Raw genomic sequence first — 19958 nt, 5'->3', positions numbered from 1 at the left:
AAATGAGGTTGTTAAGAGATAAAAGGATTGCTATCTTAGGGATATTTTTATTTATATCTTTAATATTAATAGCATTCAAAGGTTTAAAGTTTGGAGTAGATTTAAGTGGGGGTACTGTAATAGTGTTAAAAGCTGAAAAGCCTATTAGTGATCAAGAAATGGAAATAACTGTGGATATAATTGAGAAAAGGTTAAATTTAAATGGTTTATCTGACATAACAGTATATCCTAGAGGAAATGATGAAATTATTGTTATAGTTCCAAACAATTCAGATGTGGATAGGATAATAAAGATTTTAAAACATCAAGGAGTATTTGTAGCTAAATTAGATGATAAAATAACTGTTTATACTGGTAGAGATGTTAAAAGTGTTGAACCTCCAGGTAAGGTAGCTACTGAAAGTGGATGGGCTTATGGAGTGTCTTTTGAATTAACTTTAGAAGGTGCTAAGAGGTTTGCTGAAATTGTTAAAGGTAAACCTTATCATAAAATTTATTTATATATGGATGGTAAATTAATCTCAGCTCCTGTCCTTTCTCCAGATCTTTGTGATGGAAAACCACATCCTAGACAGGTTATAACTGTTAGCCCTTATCCACCAAGTAAAGAAGATATTGATGAGGCTATGGCTATATATACAGCATTAAAATCTGGAGCATTACCTGTTAAACTTGATATAGAATACACTTATGTAATTTCTCCAAAGTTAGGAGAAGAGTTTAAAAAAGGAGCTGCTATTGCATTATTATTAGCTTTCATAGCAGTTAGTATGATAGTTGCTATCAGATATAAACAGCCAAAAATAGCATTTCCAATAATGATGACATGCTTATCAGAGATTATTATTATATTAGGATTTGCTGCTTTAATAGAGTGGAAGTTAGATCTACCTTCTATTGCAGGGATTATTGCGGCTGTAGGGACTGGGGTGGATGATCAAATAGTTATAACAGATGAGGTGTTAAAGAGAGGAGTAAGAAAACTGAAATCAAGCATAAAAAGGGCTTTCTTTATAATCTTTGCTTCAGCAGGAACATCCATAGCAGCAATGTTACCTCTATTTACTTTAGGAGTAGGAATGTTAAAAGGATTTGCTTTAACAACTATAGCTGGAATATTGATAGGGGTATTTATTACAAGACCTGCATTTGCAAGGATAATAGAAGAGTTATTCAAAGAATAGATGATGAATTGCTGAAATAAAAATAGGAAACCAAAAAATATATATAATCTTACTTTAAAAAATAAGTTTATAAGATTTGAGGTGATAAGATGGGAGAGCTTCCAATTGCACCATGTGTGAGGATATTGAAGAAAGCCGGGGCTACAAGAGTGAGCGAAGAGGCACAGAAATACTTTGCAGAGGCTATAGAGGAGCTGGCATTAGAGATAGCTAAGAAAGCTGTAGAAATAGCTAAGGAAGCTGGTAGAAAGACTGTTAAAGAGGAAGATGTTAAGGAGGCAGTGAGACAATATACATTATAATTATTATAATTAACATTATTTATTTTTTTATGTTATATTTATCTAAATATTTCTATATTTGGTGGTATTATGGAAATAAAAATATTGGTTGATAATACAGCATATAAGAGATTTTATGCACAGCATGGATTCTCTGTTTTAGTTAATAATAAAAAGAGAGTGTTATTTGATGCTGGGCAGAGCGAGATTATAATAAAAAATTTGAAGTTATTTAATGAATTAGAGAATTTTGATTATTTTGTTCTGTCACATGGACATTATGATCACAGTGATGGTTTAAAATATTTATTAGATTATGTTGATAAAATTATAGCCCATAAAGATGCTTTTATAGATAGATTTTGTGATGGGAGATATATAGGGATTGACAAAGATTTAAAAGACATAATAATGAAGAAGTGTGATCTTATACTAATAGAGGAGCCATATAAAATAGAAAAAGATATAATAGTTTCAGGCTATGTTCCTAGAGAGCATTACTATGAGTTAGATAACTTTGAGTGTATAAAAGATGGGAAGAGAGTTAAAGATTATGTTAATGATGATATGTTCATTATAGCTAAAAATATTTTAATAACTGGTTGTGCCCATAGTGGAATAATAAATGTTATAGAATATGGGAAAAAGATAATGGATATAGATGGGGTTTTAGGAGGATTTCATCTAATAAATGCATCTAAGGAATATATTGATTATGTCTATAATTATTTATCAAAACAGGACTTTTGGTTTATGCCAATGCACTGTACAGGTTTTAATGCTTTGAAAAAGCTTTCTGATTTAAAAAACTTTGTTTATGGTCATGTAGGAAAGGTTATAAAATGAGAGAAGAGGAAAAACCTCTATTCATTAGTATTATTGGAAATTTTTTATTATCTATTTTAAAAATTATTATTGGATATTATTTTAACAGTATAGCTATAATATCAGATGGTATTCATTCCTTATCTGACATTGTAACAAGTATTATTAGTTTATTTGGTGTAAAAATAGCAATAAAACCTCCTGATGAAGATCACCACTATGGTCATGCAAGATTTGAACCATTAATATCATTTATTATTGGTTTAGCTTTACTATTTACATCCTATGAAATATTTAAGTGTTCTTTAGAGAGAATAATGAATGTTACACAATTAGAAGTTAATTACATAATGATATCAGTTATTATTATCTCAATTATAGCTAAAGAGCTTATGGCAAGGTATTCTATATATGTAGGAAAAAAATTAGGTAATCAAATATTAATAGCTGATGCATATCACCATAGATCAGATGTTTATAGTAGTTTAGCTGTTTTAATAGGGTTGTTGTTGGAAAAAATTGGTTTTTATTATGGAGATGGATTGGCAGGGATAGTAGTTAGTTTTATGATTGCAAAAATGGCTACAAATCTCTGTCTTGAAAATATAGATTATCTTACAGGAAAATCCCCAAATAATGAAATTTTAGAAAAAATTAAAAATGAAGCATTAAAAGTTGAGAAGGTTTTAGGAGTTCATGATTTAAAAGCTCAATATGTGGGTAAATGGTTATATGTTGAATTACATGTTGAAGTACCTTCAAACATATCAGCAAAAGAGTTACATGACATAGAAGTGGAGGTTAAAAAGAGATTAGAAAGTTTGGAAGAAGTTGAAAAAGCTTATGTTCATGTTGATTTAGTGGAAAAATAAAATATGGTGGGTCCGGGGAGATTCGAACTCCCGACCACCGCCTCGTCAGGGCGGCATCATAGCCAGCTAGACCACGGACCCTCAAAATAGCAATAATATAAGAATATAAAGTCATATATAAAATTTGTGGTTATGTTCTTAATGTACGAACAGTAAATAATATATAAATACACTAACAAAACAAAAGAAAAAGAAAATTTTAGGGAAATAATATGGTTGCCACGATCCCTGTATTAGTTATTATGAAAAAACCTGTAATTGTTAGTGGGGATGTATCCATTGATAAAATTGCAAAAATTATGATAGATGAGAACATTCCTTGTGTCTTAGTTATAAAAAAAGATAATTCTATTGAGAAAGTTGATGAAGAGGATATTATTAAAAAAGTAATTATAAAAAAACTCTCTCCAGAAAAAGTAAAGACTGAAGATATATCATCTCCAAAAATTATAAAAGTGCATAAAAACACTCCTGTAGAAGAGGCTATGGAAATCATGAGTAAAAACAAAGTTAAAGAATTGTTTGTTGTTGATGACGATGGAAAAATAATAGGTATGATAACAGAGGAAGATGTTGTTAATGTAGCTCCTGATATAATAAACACTTTGGAATCATTAATAAATCATCTGTTGGAGATAGTTGATGAAGTTTTAGAAGAAGAGAAAAAAGAGAAGAAAATAGTAAGGATACCAATAAATTAGAGATAGGTAAATTAGAGATAGGGAAGGTGAGTATTTGAAAATTAAAATATGTGGGATTACAAATAAAGAGGATTTGGTATATATAGCTAATAAAGTTCATGCTGTAGGTTTTATAATAGATGTTCCTGTAAAAACTCCAAGAAAAATAACATTAGATAAGGCTATTGAATTAAAGCAATATCTTCCTATATTTACCTCATTAGTGGCTGTAATTATGCCAGAAAGTTTAGAAGAGGTATTAAATATTTATAAAAATTTAAAACCACATGCTATTCAGCTACATGGGTTTGAAAATTTAGATTTTGTTAAAGAAATTTATAAATTAAAAAAAGAAGGAATTATTGATAGTAGTGTTATAAAGGTTATTCACATCTCTGAAGAAGATGATTTTAATTCAATATTAAAGAAAACTAAAGAATTTGAAAAATATGTAGATGCTATTTTAGTTGATACAAAAATAGAAAAAATAAAAATTATTGGAAAAACACATAATTGGGAAGTTTCAAAGAGATTAAGGGAAAGTATAAAAAAACCACTGATTTTAGCTGGTGGAATAAATAAGGATAATGTAATTGAGGCTATTAAAAAGGTAAAACCATATGCAATTGATGTTTCATCATCTTTAGAATCAGAACCAGGGAAAAAGGATTTTAAAAAAGTGGATGAATTTTTAGAAGTAGTTAAAAAGTTTATTTAAATAATTTCATTATCTCATTAGGTTTTACAACACCTTTTTCTGTAATAATTCCTGTTATTAATTCAGCTGGTGTTTTATCAAAAGCAAAATTATAACAATCACTACCTTCAGGGAAAAGAAGGATATCTTTTAAGTATAAAACCTCTTTTTTATCCCTCTCTTCTATTATTACATCTTCCTCTTTACTTTTTAAATCAAATGTTGATAATGGAGCTGCTACATAAAATGGAATGTCATGATACTTTGCCAAAACTGCTAAGCTGTAGGTTCCTATTTTATTATAAACTGTTCCATTTTTTAGTATCCTATCAGCTCCCACTATTATCTTATCCACTTCTCCTTTCTGCATTAGAAATCCTGCTGTATTATCAGTTATAACTTTGTATGGTATTCCTTCATATTTTAATTCAAAAGCTGTTAGTGCTCCTTGCAATCTTGGTCGAGTTTCATCTACTATAACAATTATTTTCTTACCATTCCAAAAGGCATGTCTTATAACTGATAGAGCTGTACCATACATAGATGTAGCCAAAGCTCCAGCATTACAGTGTGTTAATATAACATCTCCATCATCTATTAACTTTTCTCCAACTTCCCCAATTTTTTTGCAAACATGAATATCTTCTTCATGAATCCTTTTAGCTTCTTCTAATATAGATTTTCCCTCTTTATATGCTTTCATACATCTATCTAATGCATAAAAAAGATTAATTGCAGTGGGACGTGTGTTTTTTAATGTTTTATAAGCCTCTTCTATATCATCTTCATTTATTTCAGCCAATGCTAAGCCATAAGCAGCTGCTACTCCAATAGCAGGAGCTCCTCTAACAACCATTTCTTTTATTGCAAAAGCCACATCTTTATAATTATGGCAAACATAATACTCCAACTTATGTGGTAATTTCCTCTGGTCTATTAAAATTAATTTATTATCTTCCCAAATAATTGGTTTCAGCAAGATCTCACTCTTTATTTTCTTCTTTATTTTCATTTTCTAATTCTTTTTTAACAGATTCTATAATTTCCCTTATCTTATCTACTTCTATTCTTTCAAATCCTGAAGTACTTGTTAAAATACAAACATCAACATTCTCAGCTTTTATCTCTTCATTAGCTTTTGTTAAGCCTTTTATAGCTAGGTTTAAAGCTTCATCTAATTCAATATCATCTCTATATTCTTTCTCAAGTAACTCCATAACTATTTGCCTACCACTACCAATAGCTGTAGCTTTATACTCTATTAAAGCTCCACTAGGATCTGTTTCAAATAATCTAGGCTCATTATCTTTATCAATTCCAGCAATCAAAAGAGACACTCCAAAAGGTCTAACACCACCATGTTGTGTATATGCCTGCTTAATGTCACATATCTTTTTAGCCAAAAGTTCTATTGGTATTTCTTCTCCATATGTTAATCTATATATCTGAGCCTCTAATCTAGCTCTATCTATTAAAACTCTTGCATCAGCAACCAATCCAGATGTAGCAGCAATAACATGATCATCTATTCTAAATATCTTTTCAATTGATTTTATTTTTACCAGTTTACTAGTTATTTTTCTATCAACTGCTAAAATTACCCCTCCTTTAAAAGTTATACCTATAGCTGTAGTACCTCTTCTTACTGCTTCTCTTGCATACTCAACTTGATACAATCTCCCCTCTGGACTAAAAACAGTAATTGCTCTGTCATAAGCTGTAGGTGGAACTATCTGCATAATATCCCTCTAAAAGTTTCTAAGTATTAAATTATTAAAATAGCTCTTTTTATATTTTTACATTTTCTAAAGATTTTTTATTAGTTAATTTTATAAATATTCCCCTACCACCTAATATACATATTTTCTCTTCAACATTTGGATTATAAAAAATAGGCACTCCTTTCTTATATCCCAGAAACTTTAAGTTATTTTCTTTTGCTATTTTAATAGCTTCTGGTTTTGGAAGATATTGAAGAACTGTAGGAATTTTTTCAACAATATGTTCATCAGCAGTTAATTTAAATCTAATTCCATCTTTATTATATATTCCTTCACTATAACCCATCTTATATGTTTGTTCAGACATTAATATTATTGGTAAGTTATTTTCATAACCTACAAAAGCTCCATAAAGTTCTTTTGCAATATTTCTTATCCTATCTTCATAATCATAAAAAAATTTCTTTTTAATTAAATCCCCTTTTGGAGAATATAGACAAGAATCAATTTTTCTTGCAACAGCTGTTAGATATTGGACTCTATCACAGGTTAATAGTGTTGAGGATGTATTCTCAGCAACATCTATTATTAAATCATCTAACTCTCCATCTCTAGCTAATTTTATCTCATCAGGATTAGGCCTTCTGCCATCATACTTTATATCAATTCCAAAATCTTTACATATATTTAATAAATTTTCAATTTCTTTAAATCCTTTAATTCCATCAGCTTTTCTTTTTCCTTTGTCATTAGCAAGATTTCTAATTTCTGATATTACACAAAGTGGAATTATTATTGATTTTAAATTTTTAATTTTTTTATTCATTAATAATTTATTTATAACTCCTGTAATAATAATGCTGGTATCTAAAACAGCAGAGTTGTTCTTTAAAACTACTTCCCCTTTCATAATCACCCCCACACAAAATATTAAATGGCGCCCTGGCCGGGATTTGAACCCGGGTTTGGGGATCCGCAGTCCCCAAGGATATCCTCTACCTCACCAGGGCATAAAAAGTTTTTATAAGCAAAGAGATTTTAATTCTCTAACTAATTCTCTATCTATTCTTCCACTGTTTCTATCACCACCTTTGCATGCTGCTCCTCTAACACCTACAATATCAGTTTTTATACTTTTCAATATAGGTATATGTTCTTTTTTAATAGATCCAGCTAAAGCACACTTTAACCCATAACTATGGGATTCATCAACAAATTCTTCTAATATCTCTTTATTTAAGAAGTCAAATAATGTTTTTCCATCTTTTATAGCTGTATCAATCATTGCTACATCTGCTCCACTATCTCTTGCTATTTTTGGAATTATTAATGGATCAACAGCATTAACTCTATAAGCATCTGCATAACCTGCTGCAACAACAATTTTATCTGCATCATAATCTTTAACAGCTTTAACTACATGTTTCATAAGATCTACAGCTTGATTGTAATTTTTAACTCCATAAAGGCCTACTTTTATATAATCAGCTCCACTCATAGCTGCACCCAATGCAGCTAATGAAACAGTACCTGGTTTATATGGTACATCTCCTACAGTAGCACTAACCAATAAATGTCTAGGTGTAACTTCCCTAATCTCTCTAATTATCCAAGGAAAGTTTGCTCCTAATGATCCTTCTTTTGGGTTTTTAACATCTATTATATCAGCTCCACCTTCTATAGCCTCTATAGCCTCTTCTTTATTGATAGGGCTAACTAATAATAACATGTAACCACCATTGAAGTTTTAAACTTAATTTTTATCATAAAAGTTAATATATAAGTTATTATTCAGTAAATTTGACTATATAAATATTGATGTTGATAAAAAATATAAATTATTTGATTGGGACAAACATAGAACTTCTTGTAGCTCCAACTCCAGGAGCTCCATGCTTGACTGGTTTTCTTGTCAGAGCAAATTCTCCTAAGTAATGACCAATCATTTCAGGAGTAACTTTAACTTCAACAAACTCTTTTCCATTATAAACTCCAAATGTTAAACCTACCATGTCAGGGGTGATTATAAAATCTCTGCAGTGTGTTCTTATTATTCTTGGCTCTTTTCCTTTATTTAATAATCTCCTAGCTCTTTTAATTTTATAAGCTAATTTTTTCTGCTGTGGTGTTAACCCTCTTAATAAACTTCTTCTCTGTCTTGCAGGTAGAAGTTTAATAAACTCTTTTAAAGGCATTTTTTGTAATTCCTCTAAAGTATATCCTCTATATCTAAATTCAACCTGTTTAGCAACAACCTGTTTCTTTCTTTTTCTTCTAGCTCTGGGATTAGCCATTTATATCACCTTTATTTTCTAACTCCAGTTCTTCTTGCAGCAATATGACCAACTTTTCTTCCTGGTGGCATTCTTCTTGAAACTGTTGTAGGCTTACCAGTGTGTTGGTGTCTACCTCCACCGAATGGGTGGTCAACAGCGTTCATTGCTACTCCTCTAACTCTTGGCCATTTAACACCAGTAGCTTTGTATTTCCAATAAGCTTTACCAGCTTTAACAAGAGGTTTCTCTAATCTTCCTCCTCCAGCTACAACTCCTATAGTGGCTCTACACTTTGAATCAAAAACCCTTATTTTACCAGATGGAAGTTTAACATAAGTTTTTTCATTTTCATGATCATGAGTTAATACATGAGCATAACAACCTCCAGCTCTAACAAGCTTTCCTCCATCTCCAGGTATTGTTTCTATGTTAAATATAGGAGTCCCTTCAGGAATTTTATATAATGGCAATACATTACCTGGCTTTATGTCTGCTGAAACTCCACACTCTATAATATCTCCAACTTTCATACCTTCTGGAACTAGCATGATCTTTTTTTCTCCAGTTTCAAATTCAACTTCTGCTACAGGAGCAGATCTTCCTGGATCATGAAGAATATCTATTATTTTTCCAACTACTTTACCATTTTTTTCAAGATCATCATACTTTCTATATTTTGCAGCTCCTCTTCTTTTATGAGAAGGGCACCTATATACAGACCCTCCTTTACCTCTCCTCTGTTGTACTAATCTTTTACCCATAACAACTCACCTTTAGTATATTCCTAAACTTGCAGCAATTTTACTAGCATCATAGTCTTTCTTCAATTTTACATAAGCCTTTTTTTCTCCTTTTGGAGTGATTAATGTATTTACCTTTTCTACTTCCACATCAAAAAGCTCTTTCATAGCTCTTTTTATATCTTGCTTTGTGGCTCTTCTATCAACAATAAACACTAACTTGTTTTCATTTTCTATTAATCTTAATGTTTTTTCAGAAACTATTGGATACTTTATAACATCAAATGGATCCATGTTTCCACCTTAGAATCTCTCTTTTAACTTTTCAATAGCATTTTCTGTCCATAGAGTTAATCTTCCAGCTTTTCCTCCTGGAGCAAGGTGGAGAATACTTAAATCTTTAGCTGTTATAACATCAACACCAGCTAAGTTTCTGCAGGCCAAAATAGCATCGCACCTATCCCCAACAACAACTAAAACACTCTTTGGTTTCTTGTATCTTCTACCTCTCATTTTTCCTTTTCCAGCTCTTATTTTCTTCCCTTCTTTAGCTCTTATTACATCTTCATCTATTTTTAATTTTTTAAATATTTCAAACACTTCTTTTGTTTTCTTAATATTTTCAAATTCATTCTCTACAACTATTGGAAGCTCTTCAATGCTAAATCTATGACCTCTCTCTCTTACAAGATCAATATTTGCTGTTGCAGCAATAGCTGATTTTATTGCTTTGATTCTTTCTTTCTTGTTAATTCTTTCCCATAATATCTTTTCTACTTTTGGAGGATGAGCTCTTCTACCCCCAACAGCCATTGGAGCTAATGCAGCTCTTCCTCCAGGCAATCTTGGAACTCTTGCTAATCCATAACCTTTACCCCAACTTTCAGCAGATCTCCTTTTTCCTGCTAATGGATCAGTACCTTTTGGCTGTAACTTAGCTGTAAAAGCAGACAAGAAAGCTCTTTTTATTAAATCAGGTCTATATTCTGTTTCAAATATCTCTGGCAGTTCAATTTTTTTAATTACTTCTCCATTTAAATTATATACATTTGCCTCCATAACATTTCACCTTATTTTTTTGGTGTTGTACTTATATATGTTATTTCAGGAACTTTTATTAATGGTTCAGATGGCCTAATAGCTGATCTTAATACAATTAATCTTTTAGCTGGCCCTTGAACAGAACCTTTTAATAGGACGTAATTATTTCTTATAACTCCATAGTGTGGGAATCCTCCTTTTGGAGTGATCTCTTCTCCATTGTTTCCTATTTTTAATATTCTTTTATTATATTCAGTCCTCTGATGATACCCCATTTGCCCTGGTCTAGGAACTGTCCACATAATCATTTTTGGAGTCCATGGTCCTATAGACCCTACATGTCTTCCTACTCCCTGTCTAGCATGTTTTCCAAACTGTATTTTAACTCCCCATCTCTTTACAACTCCTTGGAATCCTTTACCTTTTGTTACTCCTATAGTGTCAACTAATTCACCTTCTTGGAAAACATCAGTTATGTTTAATTGCTTACCTAATATCTGCTTAGCATAGTTTAATCTTTCTTCTAAACTTTTTCCACCTATTCTAATTTCCAATATTTCTGGTTTTTTCTTTGGTAAGCATGTTAATTTTGGATTTGTATGAACTAATACCCTAACATCTTCTATCCTATCTTTTATCTCATCTAAATAATCAACAGTTTTTCTATCTTCTTTTTTAGGCAGTTTTATTTTTCTCTCTAATTCTTTATCAAACTCATCTGCCCATATTTCAGTTAAAGTTGTTAAATAATTCCTCTCATTTCTTCCATAAACTCTTATTCCAAATACATTGATTGGAGGAGCTTCTAATATTGTTGCTGCTGTAAATACTTCTTGCCCAGCTCTTGGGCTTTTTTGATTATCTTCTTTTATAAATACATGAGTCATTCCTGCTTTATAGACAGGATATGCTTGTAATCTAACTCTCTCTTCATCTGGCCAACTTCTTATTCTTGGAACTGGTCTTTTAGCTCTTTTTCTTGGGCTAAATGCTAAAGAACCTCTTCTTGGTCTTTTAGTTTTTGGCATAATCTTACCTCCATACTTTTTAATTTAAATTAGGAACTCTTGCTGTTTATTTATTAATAATAATAAAGAGAGATTTTGATGTGAATAATAAAAATAGCCACAAACTTATATAATCTTTACTATAACTAAAGATATATGCTATATAAAACTTTTGGTGATTCTAATGTGTAAGGAATATCTTATAGATTATCTTAAAGAAAAAGACAGTACAAGAGAGGAGATGATAAAGTTAGCAAGAGAGATTACAAGAGATTGTGCAATGCTTATAAGAGAGATTCATAAAACTAATGAGCCAAGAAATATTGAAGAGAAGCTAAAAAATATAGCTGAAAGCATAAAAAAATTAAATCTCCTTTGCAAATATCCAGAATTTGTTAGCTATTTATCAACACCACAGCAAGAATTTATAGAGGCTTATTCATTATATAAAATAAAGTATCATAATACAATTCCAAAATTTTCTGAATTTGATTTCATTAAAGAGGAAAATTATATATTAGGATTGGCTGATGTTATTGGCGAGCTTAGAAGAGAGTTGTTAGAAGCTATGAAAGAGGATAATGTTGAAGAAGTTGAAAAGTATTTTAAATTTATGGAAGATATTTATGACTTTTTAATGTCTTTTGATTATTATTATGTTGTTGATAATTTAAGGAGAAAACAAGATATAGCAAGAGGAATTTTGGAGAGGACTCATGGTGATATTGTATATTTTTTAGAGAATTTAAAACTTAGGAAAAAAATAGAAGAGATTAAGGTGAAATTTTGATAGCTATTATTGGTGGTACTGGAATAGCTAATATTTTAAGAGGAGACAAAGAGGAGATAATAGAAACAAAATATGGAAAAGCTAAGATAATGAGAGATAAAGACTTAGATGTTATCCTCCTATTTAGACATGGGGTTGAGCATAACATTCCACCACATAAGATAAACTATAGGGCTAATATATATGCATTAAAAAAACTTGGTGTTGAGAGAATATTAGCTATAAATTCTGTTGGTTCAATGAAAGAGCACATAAAACCTGGAATGTTTTTTATTCCAATTGATTTTGTAGAATTTACAAAAAAAAGAGAAGAAACTTTTTATGATTATGGAAAAGTTGTTCATATTGATCTGTCTGAACCTTACTGTCCAGAATTGAGGGAAGTTTTAGAGAATATTTTAAATAAAAATAATTTTGAATATGAAAAAGGAGTTTATGTATGTACAGAAGGTCCAAGATTTGAAACAAAGAGAGAAATAGAGATATATAGAAAATTTGGTGATGTTGTAGGAATGACAGGTTATCCTGAAGTTGTATTGGCAAGAGAATTGGAAATGTGTTATGTCTCCCTGTGTAATGTTACAAACTATGCCTGTGGGTTACAAAAGTGTTTAACTGTTAAAGAAGTTCTTGACATTCTAAAAGAAATGGAAGAGAGGATATTAAAAGTGGTTGAAGAATTTATAAAATATAATTTTAAAGAAAGAAATTGTATATGTAAGGATGCACTAAAATATGCAGTTATCGAATGAACAATCTCTTTATTCTCTCTATTATTCCTAAATTCTCTTTAATTTCTATCCTTATAGGCTCTCCTGCTATTATTGATGCCAATTTCATAAATGCTAATGATGCAGGAGATTTAGGTTTATATTCAATAACAGTTTTTTTATTAAGAGCAGCATTTCTAATATTTTCATCTTCAGGAATCTCTACTAAAACTTTACCTTTTATTAAGCTTTCTATCTCATCTTTACCCAATTCTCCAAAATCTCTACCTACTCTATTTAACACTATTCCCATTAGTGGAGTTCCAGCCATTTCTGAGCTTTCTTTCAGCCTAGCTGCATCAACAATGGAGAACATCTCTGGTGTTATAACTAATAAAAGTTTGTCAGCAATGGCTAAATGAATAGCCATCTCTCTATTTAATCCAGCAGGGGCATCTATTATAACATAATCATATTCATCAGCAACATCCAATATAGCATCTGAAAATAAATCAATATCAGCCTTTCTATATCCATCTAATGATAAGCTAGTAGGTAAGACAAAAACTCCTGTTTTATGCTTATATATAGCTTCTCTAACATCTGCTTCTCCTGATAATACTTCATGTAAAGAAGGTTTTTTCTTTTCCATATCAAATAAAATTCCTAAATTAGCCATAGAGATATCTCCATCAACTACAAGAACTTTTTTATTTAATTTAGCAAGAGCAACTGCTAAAGATGCAGAGCAAGTGGTTTTTCCAACACCTCCTTTACCAGAAGCAACTGTTATTATCATATTTATCACTCTTTAAAAAGAGAGAAGAGATAATAACTCCAATTTTTCCATAATTTTTCTGTTAAATTACTCAAGTTACTTGATTGTAATATTATATAATAATCTCCAATCTTTCTATAATAGCAATAACTTTTTGTTAAATTACCATATTTTGGTATAAATTCATAAATAATATAATTTCCAAATTTATCTTTCTGAGGATGTATATTAACATCATTATAAATATGAGCTCTACTGATATCTAAAGGTTCTTTACTAATAACAAAGGTTATATTACCATACTTCTTTATTATTTCATATTCAAAATCTAACTCTTTATCATAATTCAATGGTAAAAACATTTTATGGATATCAATATTTTTTTCAAAATTATAATTTATTTTACTATTTTCTTTAGAAAGAACTTTAGATGTATTAATTGGAGATTTATTAAAAAAAGATTTATTAAATTTATTAATATTATCACTGATGTTATTCTTGTAATTTTTATCAACTTTTGAATAATTTGATTTCTCACTATTTATACACCCAGTGATAATAACAATTAACAATATTATTAGCAGCTTTTTCATAATTATTTCCTCTTTAATAACTTATCATCATAGGTATTATCTTCTAATTTTTTTATAAAGTTGTTAAATGATTCATTACTAATTTCATCACATTTCATTGATTTTTTAATTTCTTTTAATAATTTTATCTCAGTAGATTCTTTTTCCCATTTCATTCTTCTAGCTTTAATTTTTAAATTCTTTTTAATTCTTTTTAGTTTTAATACTACAATAACCATCACTACTATTACAATTAAAATTAATATTATAGATAAATCTATCAAATTCATTCTCCATCACTTTCTTTTTATTTTTAAACTCATGTCTATGCTTTTTGCTGAGTGTGTTAGTGCTCCTATGGAAATAACATCTACATCATATTTAGCATACTCTTTAATATTTTTCTCATTTATCCCCCCACTCACTTCTATTATTGGCTTAAATTTATTTTTTTCTTTAAATTCATTAATTATTTTTAAAGCTTTTCCCACCATATCAGTGGAGAAGTTATCAAGCATAATTATGTCAGGCTTCTCTTCTAAAGCTAATTTTAACTCTTCTAAGTTTCTTACTTCAACTTCTATCTTTTTTGTAAAACTAGCATTTTTTTTAGCCTTTCTTATAGCTTCCTTTATCCCCATAATATCAATATGATTATCTTTTATTAAAATACAGTCATCAAGTCTGAATCTATGTGTGTCTCCTCCAGCAATATATACAGCATATTTTTGTAGTGGTGAGAGTAGAGGTAGAGTTTTTCTTGTGCAAGCTATCTTAACTTTTTTATTAACCTCCTTAGCAATTTTTATTATTCTATATGTATATGTTGCCACACCTGAAAGATGAGATAAAAAATTTAAAGCTGTTCTTTCCAATGTTAGTATAGTTTCTGCATCTCCATTTAATATTAATATTTCACCATTAACAAGATCCCCATCATTAGCTAATTTTTTTGTTTTTATACCATAACTATTAAAGAATTCCTCTATAAAATTAATTCCACATAATAAACATTCTTCTTTAGCAACTATAACAGCTTCTACATTTACTTTTGGTAAGATAGAACTTGTTATGTCTCCAAAACCCACATCTATTTCCAAAGATTTTTTTAACAGTTTTAAAGCATAGTCTTTTAACATCTTATCACTATTGGGGTGTTATTAATGCTAAAAACTCTGCCACCAACATTAAGGGAAAAGAAAAGATATTTAGCTGTTAAAGTATTATATGATGGATTTATAGATGAAGGTGAATTTATAAGATTACTTAGAGAGGCTGTTATTAATTATTATGGATACTGGGGAACATCTAAGGCAAACCCTTGGGTAGTTTATTACTCCTACCCATATGTTATAGTTAGATGTCAAAGAGAAAATGTGGATTTTGTTAGATCATCTCTAATATTAGTAAGAGAATATAAAGGTAAAAATATAAATATTATTTGTTTAGGAGTATCAGGGACTATAAGAAAAGCAAAGATAAAATTCTTAGGGATAAAAAATCCAAAAAGATGGTTCCTAGTTAAAAAATATAAGAAGTGATAAAATGAGAGAATTTATAAATTTATTAAATCCCATAACCATAAATAAAGCCGATAAGAGATATGAAGTAGCTAAAGTATTAAAAAAATATGATGGAAAACCAGTGTATATAAAAGATGTTGATGGTTATGAGATCCTTGGAAATCTTTGGAGTAGGGATAGTTTATCAAAATTTTTTAATGTTGAAAAGGAAAAGTTTCTTTTCTTTATGTTAAAAAAATTAGATGATCTTAAAGAACCAAAAATTGTAAAATTTTCTGGATATAAAAAAGAGAGCCCAGATTTTATCCATTCCCTGCCAATTCCAATATATTATGAGAAAGACCCAGGACCTTATATAACATCAGGGGTAGTTGTAGCATATGATGAAGATTATGGATATAATATGTCAATACATAGGATGTTAGTTAAAGAAGATCACTTAGTTATAAGGATGGTTGAACAGAGACATCTCTACCATTATTATCATAAAGCTATAAAAGAAAAAGGTTATTTGGATGTTTACATAACAATTGGTAACCATCCTGCAGTTTTGTTAGCAGCATCTACTTCAGGAGATATAACATTTGATGAATTAAAATTTGCATCATCATTATCTGATGTTGATGTATTTTCATTAGATTTTCTTGTTCCAAAAGCTGAAATTATTATAAAAGCTAAGATACTAAATGAGTTAGATGATGAAGGTCCTTTTGTAGATATAACTGGAACTTATGATAAAGTTAGAAAACAGCCTATAGTTGAAATAGAGAAAATATATGTTAAAGATAATTTTATATTTCATGCCTTACTTCCTGGGGGGATTGAGCATAAAACATTAATGGGATTACCTCAAGAGCCAAGAATGTTTAAATACATAAGAAATACCATCCCATCTGTTAAAAATGTCAGACTTACTGAGGGTGGGTGCTGTTGGCTTCATGCTATAGTGCAAATAGAGAAAAAAACTGAAGGTGATGGAAAAAATGCTATACTTTCAGCTTTAGCCTCACATCCTAGTTTAAAACATGTTGTTGTTGTAGATGATGATATCAATATATTTGATATTAATGATATTGAGTATGCCATAGCCACAAGAGTGCAAGGAGATAGAGATATTGTGATAATAAAAGGTGCTAAAGGTTCTTCTTTAGATCCTTCTTCTGATGGGTTAACAACAAAAATTGGTATTGATGCAACAAAACCATTGAATTGTAAAGAAAAATTTGAAAGAATTATTTAATATGTCCATCACCCAATAAATAAACTTTAAAACCTTCTTTTTCCCATAAATCTTTATTAATAACATTTTTTGTATCAAATATAATATGCCTTCTTACTAACTTTTTTATTATTTTTATATCCTCTTCAGAAAAGTTTTTATACTCATCATGATCGGCTAAAATAACAATTAAATCAGCATCTTTAACAGCTTCTTCTAAGCTATATAGTGGGTAGGTGAATGATTTAACATAACTATCATAGCACTTAACATTATAATTTTTTAAGAGTAAATCAACTATTTTAATAGCTGGGCTCTCTCTTACATCATCAACATTTCCCTTATAAGCTACACCAAATATAGCTATATTCCTAGGCTTAAGCTTTTTTATCTTTTCAACAACATATAGAGGCATGTTATCATTAATTTCTCTTGCAGTTTTTATTAGTTTAGCATGTTTTGATTTTTCAACGATAAACCAAGGATCTATACTTATACAATGCCCCCCCACACCAGGGCCAGGTTTTAGAATATTAACTCTTGGATGTTTGTTAGCTAAGTTTATTGCTTCCCAAACATTTATAGATAGTTCATCACATATCTTAGCAAACTCATTTGCTAATGCTATATTAACATCCCTATATATATTTTCCATTAATTTAACCATTTCAGCAGTTCTTATATCTGTTAAATATATTCCCCCTTTAACAAAGCTTTCATATATTTTCTTTGCCATTTCAGCAGATTCTTTGTTTATTCCTCCTATAATCCTATCATTCTCAACAAGTTCTTTTAATAAATTTCCTGGTAAAACCCTCTCTGGACAATAGGCTAAGAATACTTTTTTATTTAATTTTCTATACAACTCTTCACATGTTCCTGGAGGTACAGTACTTTCAATAATAATTAAATTATCTTCATTTAAAAATGGTTTTATATCTTCAATAGCTTTATTTAAATAGCTTAAATCACATCTTTTATTTTCATCTATTGGAGTAGGCACACAAATAATAAAAACATCCGCTTTTTCAGGTTCAGTTTTTACAATCAAATTTCCTGAGTTTATGGCTCCTTTAACCAAAGTATCTAAATCTTTTTCAACTGTTTTAAATGTTAAATTTTTTATTTCTTCTACCCTACTTTTGTTTATATCTACTCCGACAACCTTAAATCCTTTTATAGCCAGCATAGAAGCTGTTGGAAGCCCAATATATCCCAAACCTATGACACAAATCTTCATTTTATCACGAGTTTTTCAGATTTCCAAGATGTAATATTTGTTTTAACTACTTCTGATGGGGATAAAGAGAAGATGTGATTATTTATATAAATAACTCTTTCCACATAATCCAAATGCTCAATAATTTTCTTTAATTTTATTTCATTGTCTATTTTAAAAATATAAGCACTCCTTTCTATAGGAATTGCTAAGATCTTATTTTCTTTATTCCATAAAAATGCATGTGGGTTATATAAAGCCAAACTCCAAAATTTATCTAATTTAAATCTATCTAATAACTTTGGGTTATTATAATTAGAGATATTATATAAATCTATTTTGATCTTCCCATCATCATCTTTTCCTATAGCCAATAGTTTATCATTATTAATAAAATGAAGATATGTAGAGTATCCTGAAATATTTAGATATCCTAAAATTTTTGGATGATCATCTAATGAGATTACTAAAAGAGGATCCTTTCTATAATATGTTATTATAAAAACTTTATCTTTTAAAAATCTAACAGCAAAAATTTTCTTACCCTCTTCAATATTTTCCAATTTTCCTATTAATTTTAAGTTACTATTTAATACATACACATTATTTCTATATCCAACTATGGGATCTCCTAATGTTGTTACTAATCTTAAATTTCCATTATATTCATCCATAGCATACCTATTAATTAATCTTCCAGGAACTGATGAGCTTTTCACTGAAAAGCTTTTTAAATCTATTTTAACAATCCCTGTCCTTTCATATTTATATATATTTTTCTTTAAATAATTTGTAAAATCTTTATCTAAAATATTTTTTAAGTTCAAAGCATCTTCTTTTGGTAGTTGGTAAATATAACTATTAATTCTTCTTTTAACTTCTAAAAGCTTAGCTTCATCACTAAATAAGTTATCATCAATAATCTTTTTGAGAGTTTTAGATAACTCTTCTGGAAAATATTTTTCAGCATTCTCTTTTATAAAATCAAGATAAGCCCTATCTCTATGGGAGATATAGTAAGTTAGATAAATATTAGTTCTTGACATATAAATGATGGTATTATATCCTCCAGCCAAGGCTATAGCTCTATTAATCTTTCCATTTTTAATATTTATTTCAGAGATAATGTAGTTTCTGCATATGGGGACATTTGGAATGTAATATTTTAATTTTACATCATACCAAATTTGTGGATAATCACCTTTTGCTATAATTAAATATATTTTGTCTTTATAAACTCTTGAATCAACATAACTACCATTTAAAACCTTCTTCCAGATAACTCTTATCTTTTTTGGATTTGATATGTCATATGATGTAATAGTGTTTTTAAATCTATTTATTATAATTAATGTGTTATTTTTTAGATACAGTAGATTACCATCTTTTATAACATTTGTTACATTTAATGCTTTAGAGTTTATAATATAAGTTTTTTTGTTAAAATATGAAGTTGGGGAATAAAAAATAAAACAGCCATTTGTCTTAACAATATCAGCTTCATCAACTCCTCTAACTTGAACATTGGTTTCAGAGAACTTATATTCATTTTTATAAATGTTGTATTCATATTTATTAATAAATAATTTTTTGGGATCATTTACTTCAAAAATTTTAAAATCACTTATATCTTCTTCTTTAGATATACAACCACTTAATAATAATATTAGAATGATTAGAATAAGTTTTTTCATAATTTTCACCTAAAATTAATTAAAATTAATTGATATTTATCTTTAGTGTTTGTTTATAATTGTGTCATTATATCCAAAATCTCCAAAATACTTATAAAGCTAATAAAATAATATAGGAAACCAGAAATA

Annotated in this window: 25 protein-coding genes and 2 tRNA genes; 10 read left to right on the top strand and 17 right to left on the bottom strand. The window is 29.2% G+C overall.

Features of this window, described 5'->3' with window-relative positions:
* Window positions 1-2 precede the first annotated feature (2 nt).
* The 4 genes from METVI_RS0101440 (at window position 3) to METVI_RS0101425 (ending at window position 3162) form a co-directional block, all read left to right on the top strand.
* Entirely contained in the window at window positions 3-1184 is a 1182-nt protein-coding gene (locus tag METVI_RS0101440; RefSeq protein WP_017980947.1) for a preprotein translocase subunit SecD, read from the top strand.
* A gap of 89 nt (window positions 1185-1273) precedes the next feature.
* Entirely contained in the window at window positions 1274-1486 is a 213-nt protein-coding gene (locus METVI_RS0101435; RefSeq protein WP_004593351.1) for a histone family protein, read from the top strand.
* Between the two features lie 69 nt (window positions 1487-1555).
* A complete protein-coding gene (locus METVI_RS0101430; protein WP_004593353.1) occupies window positions 1556-2311 on the top strand; it encodes an MBL fold metallo-hydrolase in 756 nt (251 codons plus the stop codon).
* Window positions 2308-3162 (top strand): cation diffusion facilitator family transporter, encoded by an 855-nt coding sequence (locus METVI_RS0101425; protein ID WP_004593355.1) that lies wholly within the window; start codon window positions 2308-2310, stop codon window positions 3160-3162. Before METVI_RS0101430 ends, METVI_RS0101425 begins: the two co-directional genes overlap by 4 nt.
* A 4-nt stretch (window positions 3163-3166) precedes the next feature.
* Here the strand turns inward: METVI_RS0101425 and METVI_RS0101420 are convergent.
* Window positions 3167-3243: transfer RNA gene (locus METVI_RS0101420), tRNA-Val, on the bottom strand.
* A 131-nt stretch (window positions 3244-3374) separates the two neighbouring features.
* Between METVI_RS0101420 and METVI_RS0101415 the strand changes: the two genes are divergently transcribed.
* Both METVI_RS0101415 and METVI_RS0101410 read left to right on the top strand, forming a co-directional pair.
* A complete protein-coding gene (locus METVI_RS0101415) occupies window positions 3375-3863 on the top strand; it encodes a CBS domain-containing protein (RefSeq protein ID WP_004593357.1) in 489 nt (162 codons plus the stop codon).
* A 34-nt stretch (window positions 3864-3897) separates the two neighbouring features.
* Complete coding sequence (locus METVI_RS0101410) at window positions 3898-4560, top strand: phosphoribosylanthranilate isomerase (RefSeq protein ID WP_004593359.1); 663 nt, start codon at window positions 3898-3900, stop codon at window positions 4558-4560.
* On the opposite strand, the gene mtnA is transcribed toward METVI_RS0101410, so the two are convergent.
* The 10 genes from mtnA to METVI_RS0101360 form a co-directional block, all read right to left on the bottom strand.
* Entirely contained in the window at window positions 4553-5551 is a 999-nt protein-coding gene (gene mtnA / locus METVI_RS0101405; protein ID WP_004593361.1) for an S-methyl-5-thioribose-1-phosphate isomerase, read from the bottom strand. The genes METVI_RS0101410 and mtnA overlap by 8 nt on opposite strands.
* Complete coding sequence (psmA, locus tag METVI_RS0101400; RefSeq protein WP_201763966.1) at window positions 5523-6281, bottom strand: archaeal proteasome endopeptidase complex subunit alpha; 759 nt, start codon at window positions 6279-6281, stop codon at window positions 5523-5525. Before psmA ends, mtnA begins: the two co-directional genes overlap by 29 nt.
* Window positions 6282-6327: 46 nt before the next feature.
* Window positions 6328-7170 (bottom strand): PIN domain-containing protein, encoded by an 843-nt coding sequence (locus METVI_RS0101395; protein WP_004593365.1) that lies wholly within the window; start codon window positions 7168-7170, stop codon window positions 6328-6330.
* Window positions 7171-7195: 25 nt separating this feature from the next.
* Window positions 7196-7270: transfer RNA gene (locus METVI_RS0101390), tRNA-Arg, on the bottom strand.
* A gap of 11 nt (window positions 7271-7281) precedes the next feature.
* Entirely contained in the window at window positions 7282-7989 is a 708-nt protein-coding gene (locus METVI_RS0101385; RefSeq protein ID WP_004592674.1) for a (5-formylfuran-3-yl)methyl phosphate synthase, read from the bottom strand.
* 109 nt (window positions 7990-8098) lie between these two features.
* Window positions 8099-8554 (bottom strand): 30S ribosomal protein S19, encoded by a 456-nt coding sequence (rpsS, locus tag METVI_RS0101380; RefSeq protein ID WP_004592676.1) that lies wholly within the window; start codon window positions 8552-8554, stop codon window positions 8099-8101.
* A gap of 11 nt (window positions 8555-8565) precedes the next feature.
* Window positions 8566-9297, bottom strand: a complete 732-nt coding sequence (locus METVI_RS0101375; protein ID WP_004592678.1) for a 50S ribosomal protein L2 — start codon at window positions 9295-9297, stop codon at window positions 8566-8568.
* A gap of 12 nt (window positions 9298-9309) precedes the next feature.
* Complete coding sequence (locus METVI_RS0101370; RefSeq protein WP_004592680.1) at window positions 9310-9570, bottom strand: 50S ribosomal protein L23; 261 nt, start codon at window positions 9568-9570, stop codon at window positions 9310-9312.
* Between the two features lie 9 nt (window positions 9571-9579).
* Window positions 9580-10335, bottom strand: coding sequence for a 50S ribosomal protein L4 (gene rpl4p, locus METVI_RS0101365; RefSeq protein WP_004592682.1), 756 nt, complete (start codon window positions 10333-10335; stop codon window positions 9580-9582).
* Between the two features lie 11 nt (window positions 10336-10346).
* Window positions 10347-11345 carry a 50S ribosomal protein L3 gene (locus METVI_RS0101360; RefSeq protein WP_004592684.1) on the bottom strand — a complete coding sequence of 333 codons (999 nt, stop codon included), beginning with the start codon at window positions 11343-11345 and terminating at the stop codon, window positions 10347-10349.
* A gap of 163 nt (window positions 11346-11508) precedes the next feature.
* Here METVI_RS0101360 and METVI_RS0101355 point away from each other — a divergent pair, with 163 nt between their 5' ends.
* Together METVI_RS0101355 and METVI_RS0101350 are read left to right on the top strand one after the other, a co-directional pair.
* The gene (locus METVI_RS0101355) at window positions 11509-12114 is read left to right on the top strand and encodes a translin family protein (protein WP_004592685.1); all 606 of its coding nucleotides are present in this window, start codon (window positions 11509-11511) and stop codon (window positions 12112-12114) included.
* The gene (locus METVI_RS0101350) at window positions 12111-12866 is read left to right on the top strand and encodes an MTAP family purine nucleoside phosphorylase (RefSeq protein ID WP_004592687.1); all 756 of its coding nucleotides are present in this window, start codon (window positions 12111-12113) and stop codon (window positions 12864-12866) included. Before METVI_RS0101355 ends, METVI_RS0101350 begins: the two co-directional genes overlap by 4 nt.
* On the opposite strand, the gene minD is transcribed toward METVI_RS0101350, so the two are convergent.
* The 4 genes from minD to nadC are packed head-to-tail and all read right to left on the bottom strand — an operon-like array spanning window position 12856 to window position 15313.
* Complete coding sequence (minD, locus tag METVI_RS0101345) at window positions 12856-13623, bottom strand: cell division ATPase MinD (RefSeq protein WP_004592689.1); 768 nt, start codon at window positions 13621-13623, stop codon at window positions 12856-12858. The genes METVI_RS0101350 and minD overlap by 11 nt on opposite strands.
* A gap of 5 nt (window positions 13624-13628) precedes the next feature.
* Entirely contained in the window at window positions 13629-14195 is a 567-nt protein-coding gene (locus tag METVI_RS0101340) for a hypothetical protein (RefSeq protein WP_004592691.1), read from the bottom strand.
* Between the two features lie 2 nt (window positions 14196-14197).
* Window positions 14198-14464: a hypothetical protein gene (locus METVI_RS0101335; protein WP_004592692.1), complete on the bottom strand. Its 267-nt coding sequence runs from the start codon at window positions 14462-14464 to the stop codon at window positions 14198-14200.
* A gap of 6 nt (window positions 14465-14470) precedes the next feature.
* The gene (nadC, locus tag METVI_RS0101330) at window positions 14471-15313 is read right to left on the bottom strand and encodes a carboxylating nicotinate-nucleotide diphosphorylase (protein ID WP_004592694.1); all 843 of its coding nucleotides are present in this window, start codon (window positions 15311-15313) and stop codon (window positions 14471-14473) included.
* Between the two features lie 24 nt (window positions 15314-15337).
* Here nadC and METVI_RS0101325 point away from each other — a divergent pair, with 24 nt between their 5' ends.
* Together METVI_RS0101325 and METVI_RS0101320 are read left to right on the top strand one after the other, a co-directional pair.
* Complete coding sequence (locus tag METVI_RS0101325; protein ID WP_004592696.1) at window positions 15338-15715, top strand: Rpp14/Pop5 family protein; 378 nt, start codon at window positions 15338-15340, stop codon at window positions 15713-15715.
* A gap of 4 nt (window positions 15716-15719) precedes the next feature.
* Entirely contained in the window at window positions 15720-16937 is a 1218-nt protein-coding gene (locus METVI_RS0101320; RefSeq protein ID WP_004592698.1) for a UbiD family decarboxylase, read from the top strand.
* On the opposite strand, the gene METVI_RS0101315 is transcribed toward METVI_RS0101320, so the two are convergent.
* Entirely contained in the window at window positions 16930-18156 is a 1227-nt protein-coding gene (locus METVI_RS0101315; RefSeq protein WP_004592700.1) for a nucleotide sugar dehydrogenase, read from the bottom strand. The two genes, METVI_RS0101320 and METVI_RS0101315, sit on opposite strands and share 8 nt — an antisense overlap.
* A complete protein-coding gene (locus tag METVI_RS0101310) occupies window positions 18153-19829 on the bottom strand; it encodes a beta-propeller domain-containing protein (protein WP_004592702.1) in 1677 nt (558 codons plus the stop codon). The genes METVI_RS0101315 and METVI_RS0101310 overlap by 4 nt, the downstream gene beginning before the upstream one ends.
* Window positions 19830-19958: the final 129 nt, after the last annotated feature.

Source organism: Methanocaldococcus villosus KIN24-T80, from assembly GCF_000371805.1.
Classification (GTDB): Archaea; AGJL01; Methanococci; order Methanococcales; family Methanocaldococcaceae; genus Methanocaldococcus; species Methanocaldococcus villosus.
The sequence above is the reverse complement of the archived record's forward strand: the minus strand, read 5'-3'. Positions and strand labels throughout refer to the sequence as shown.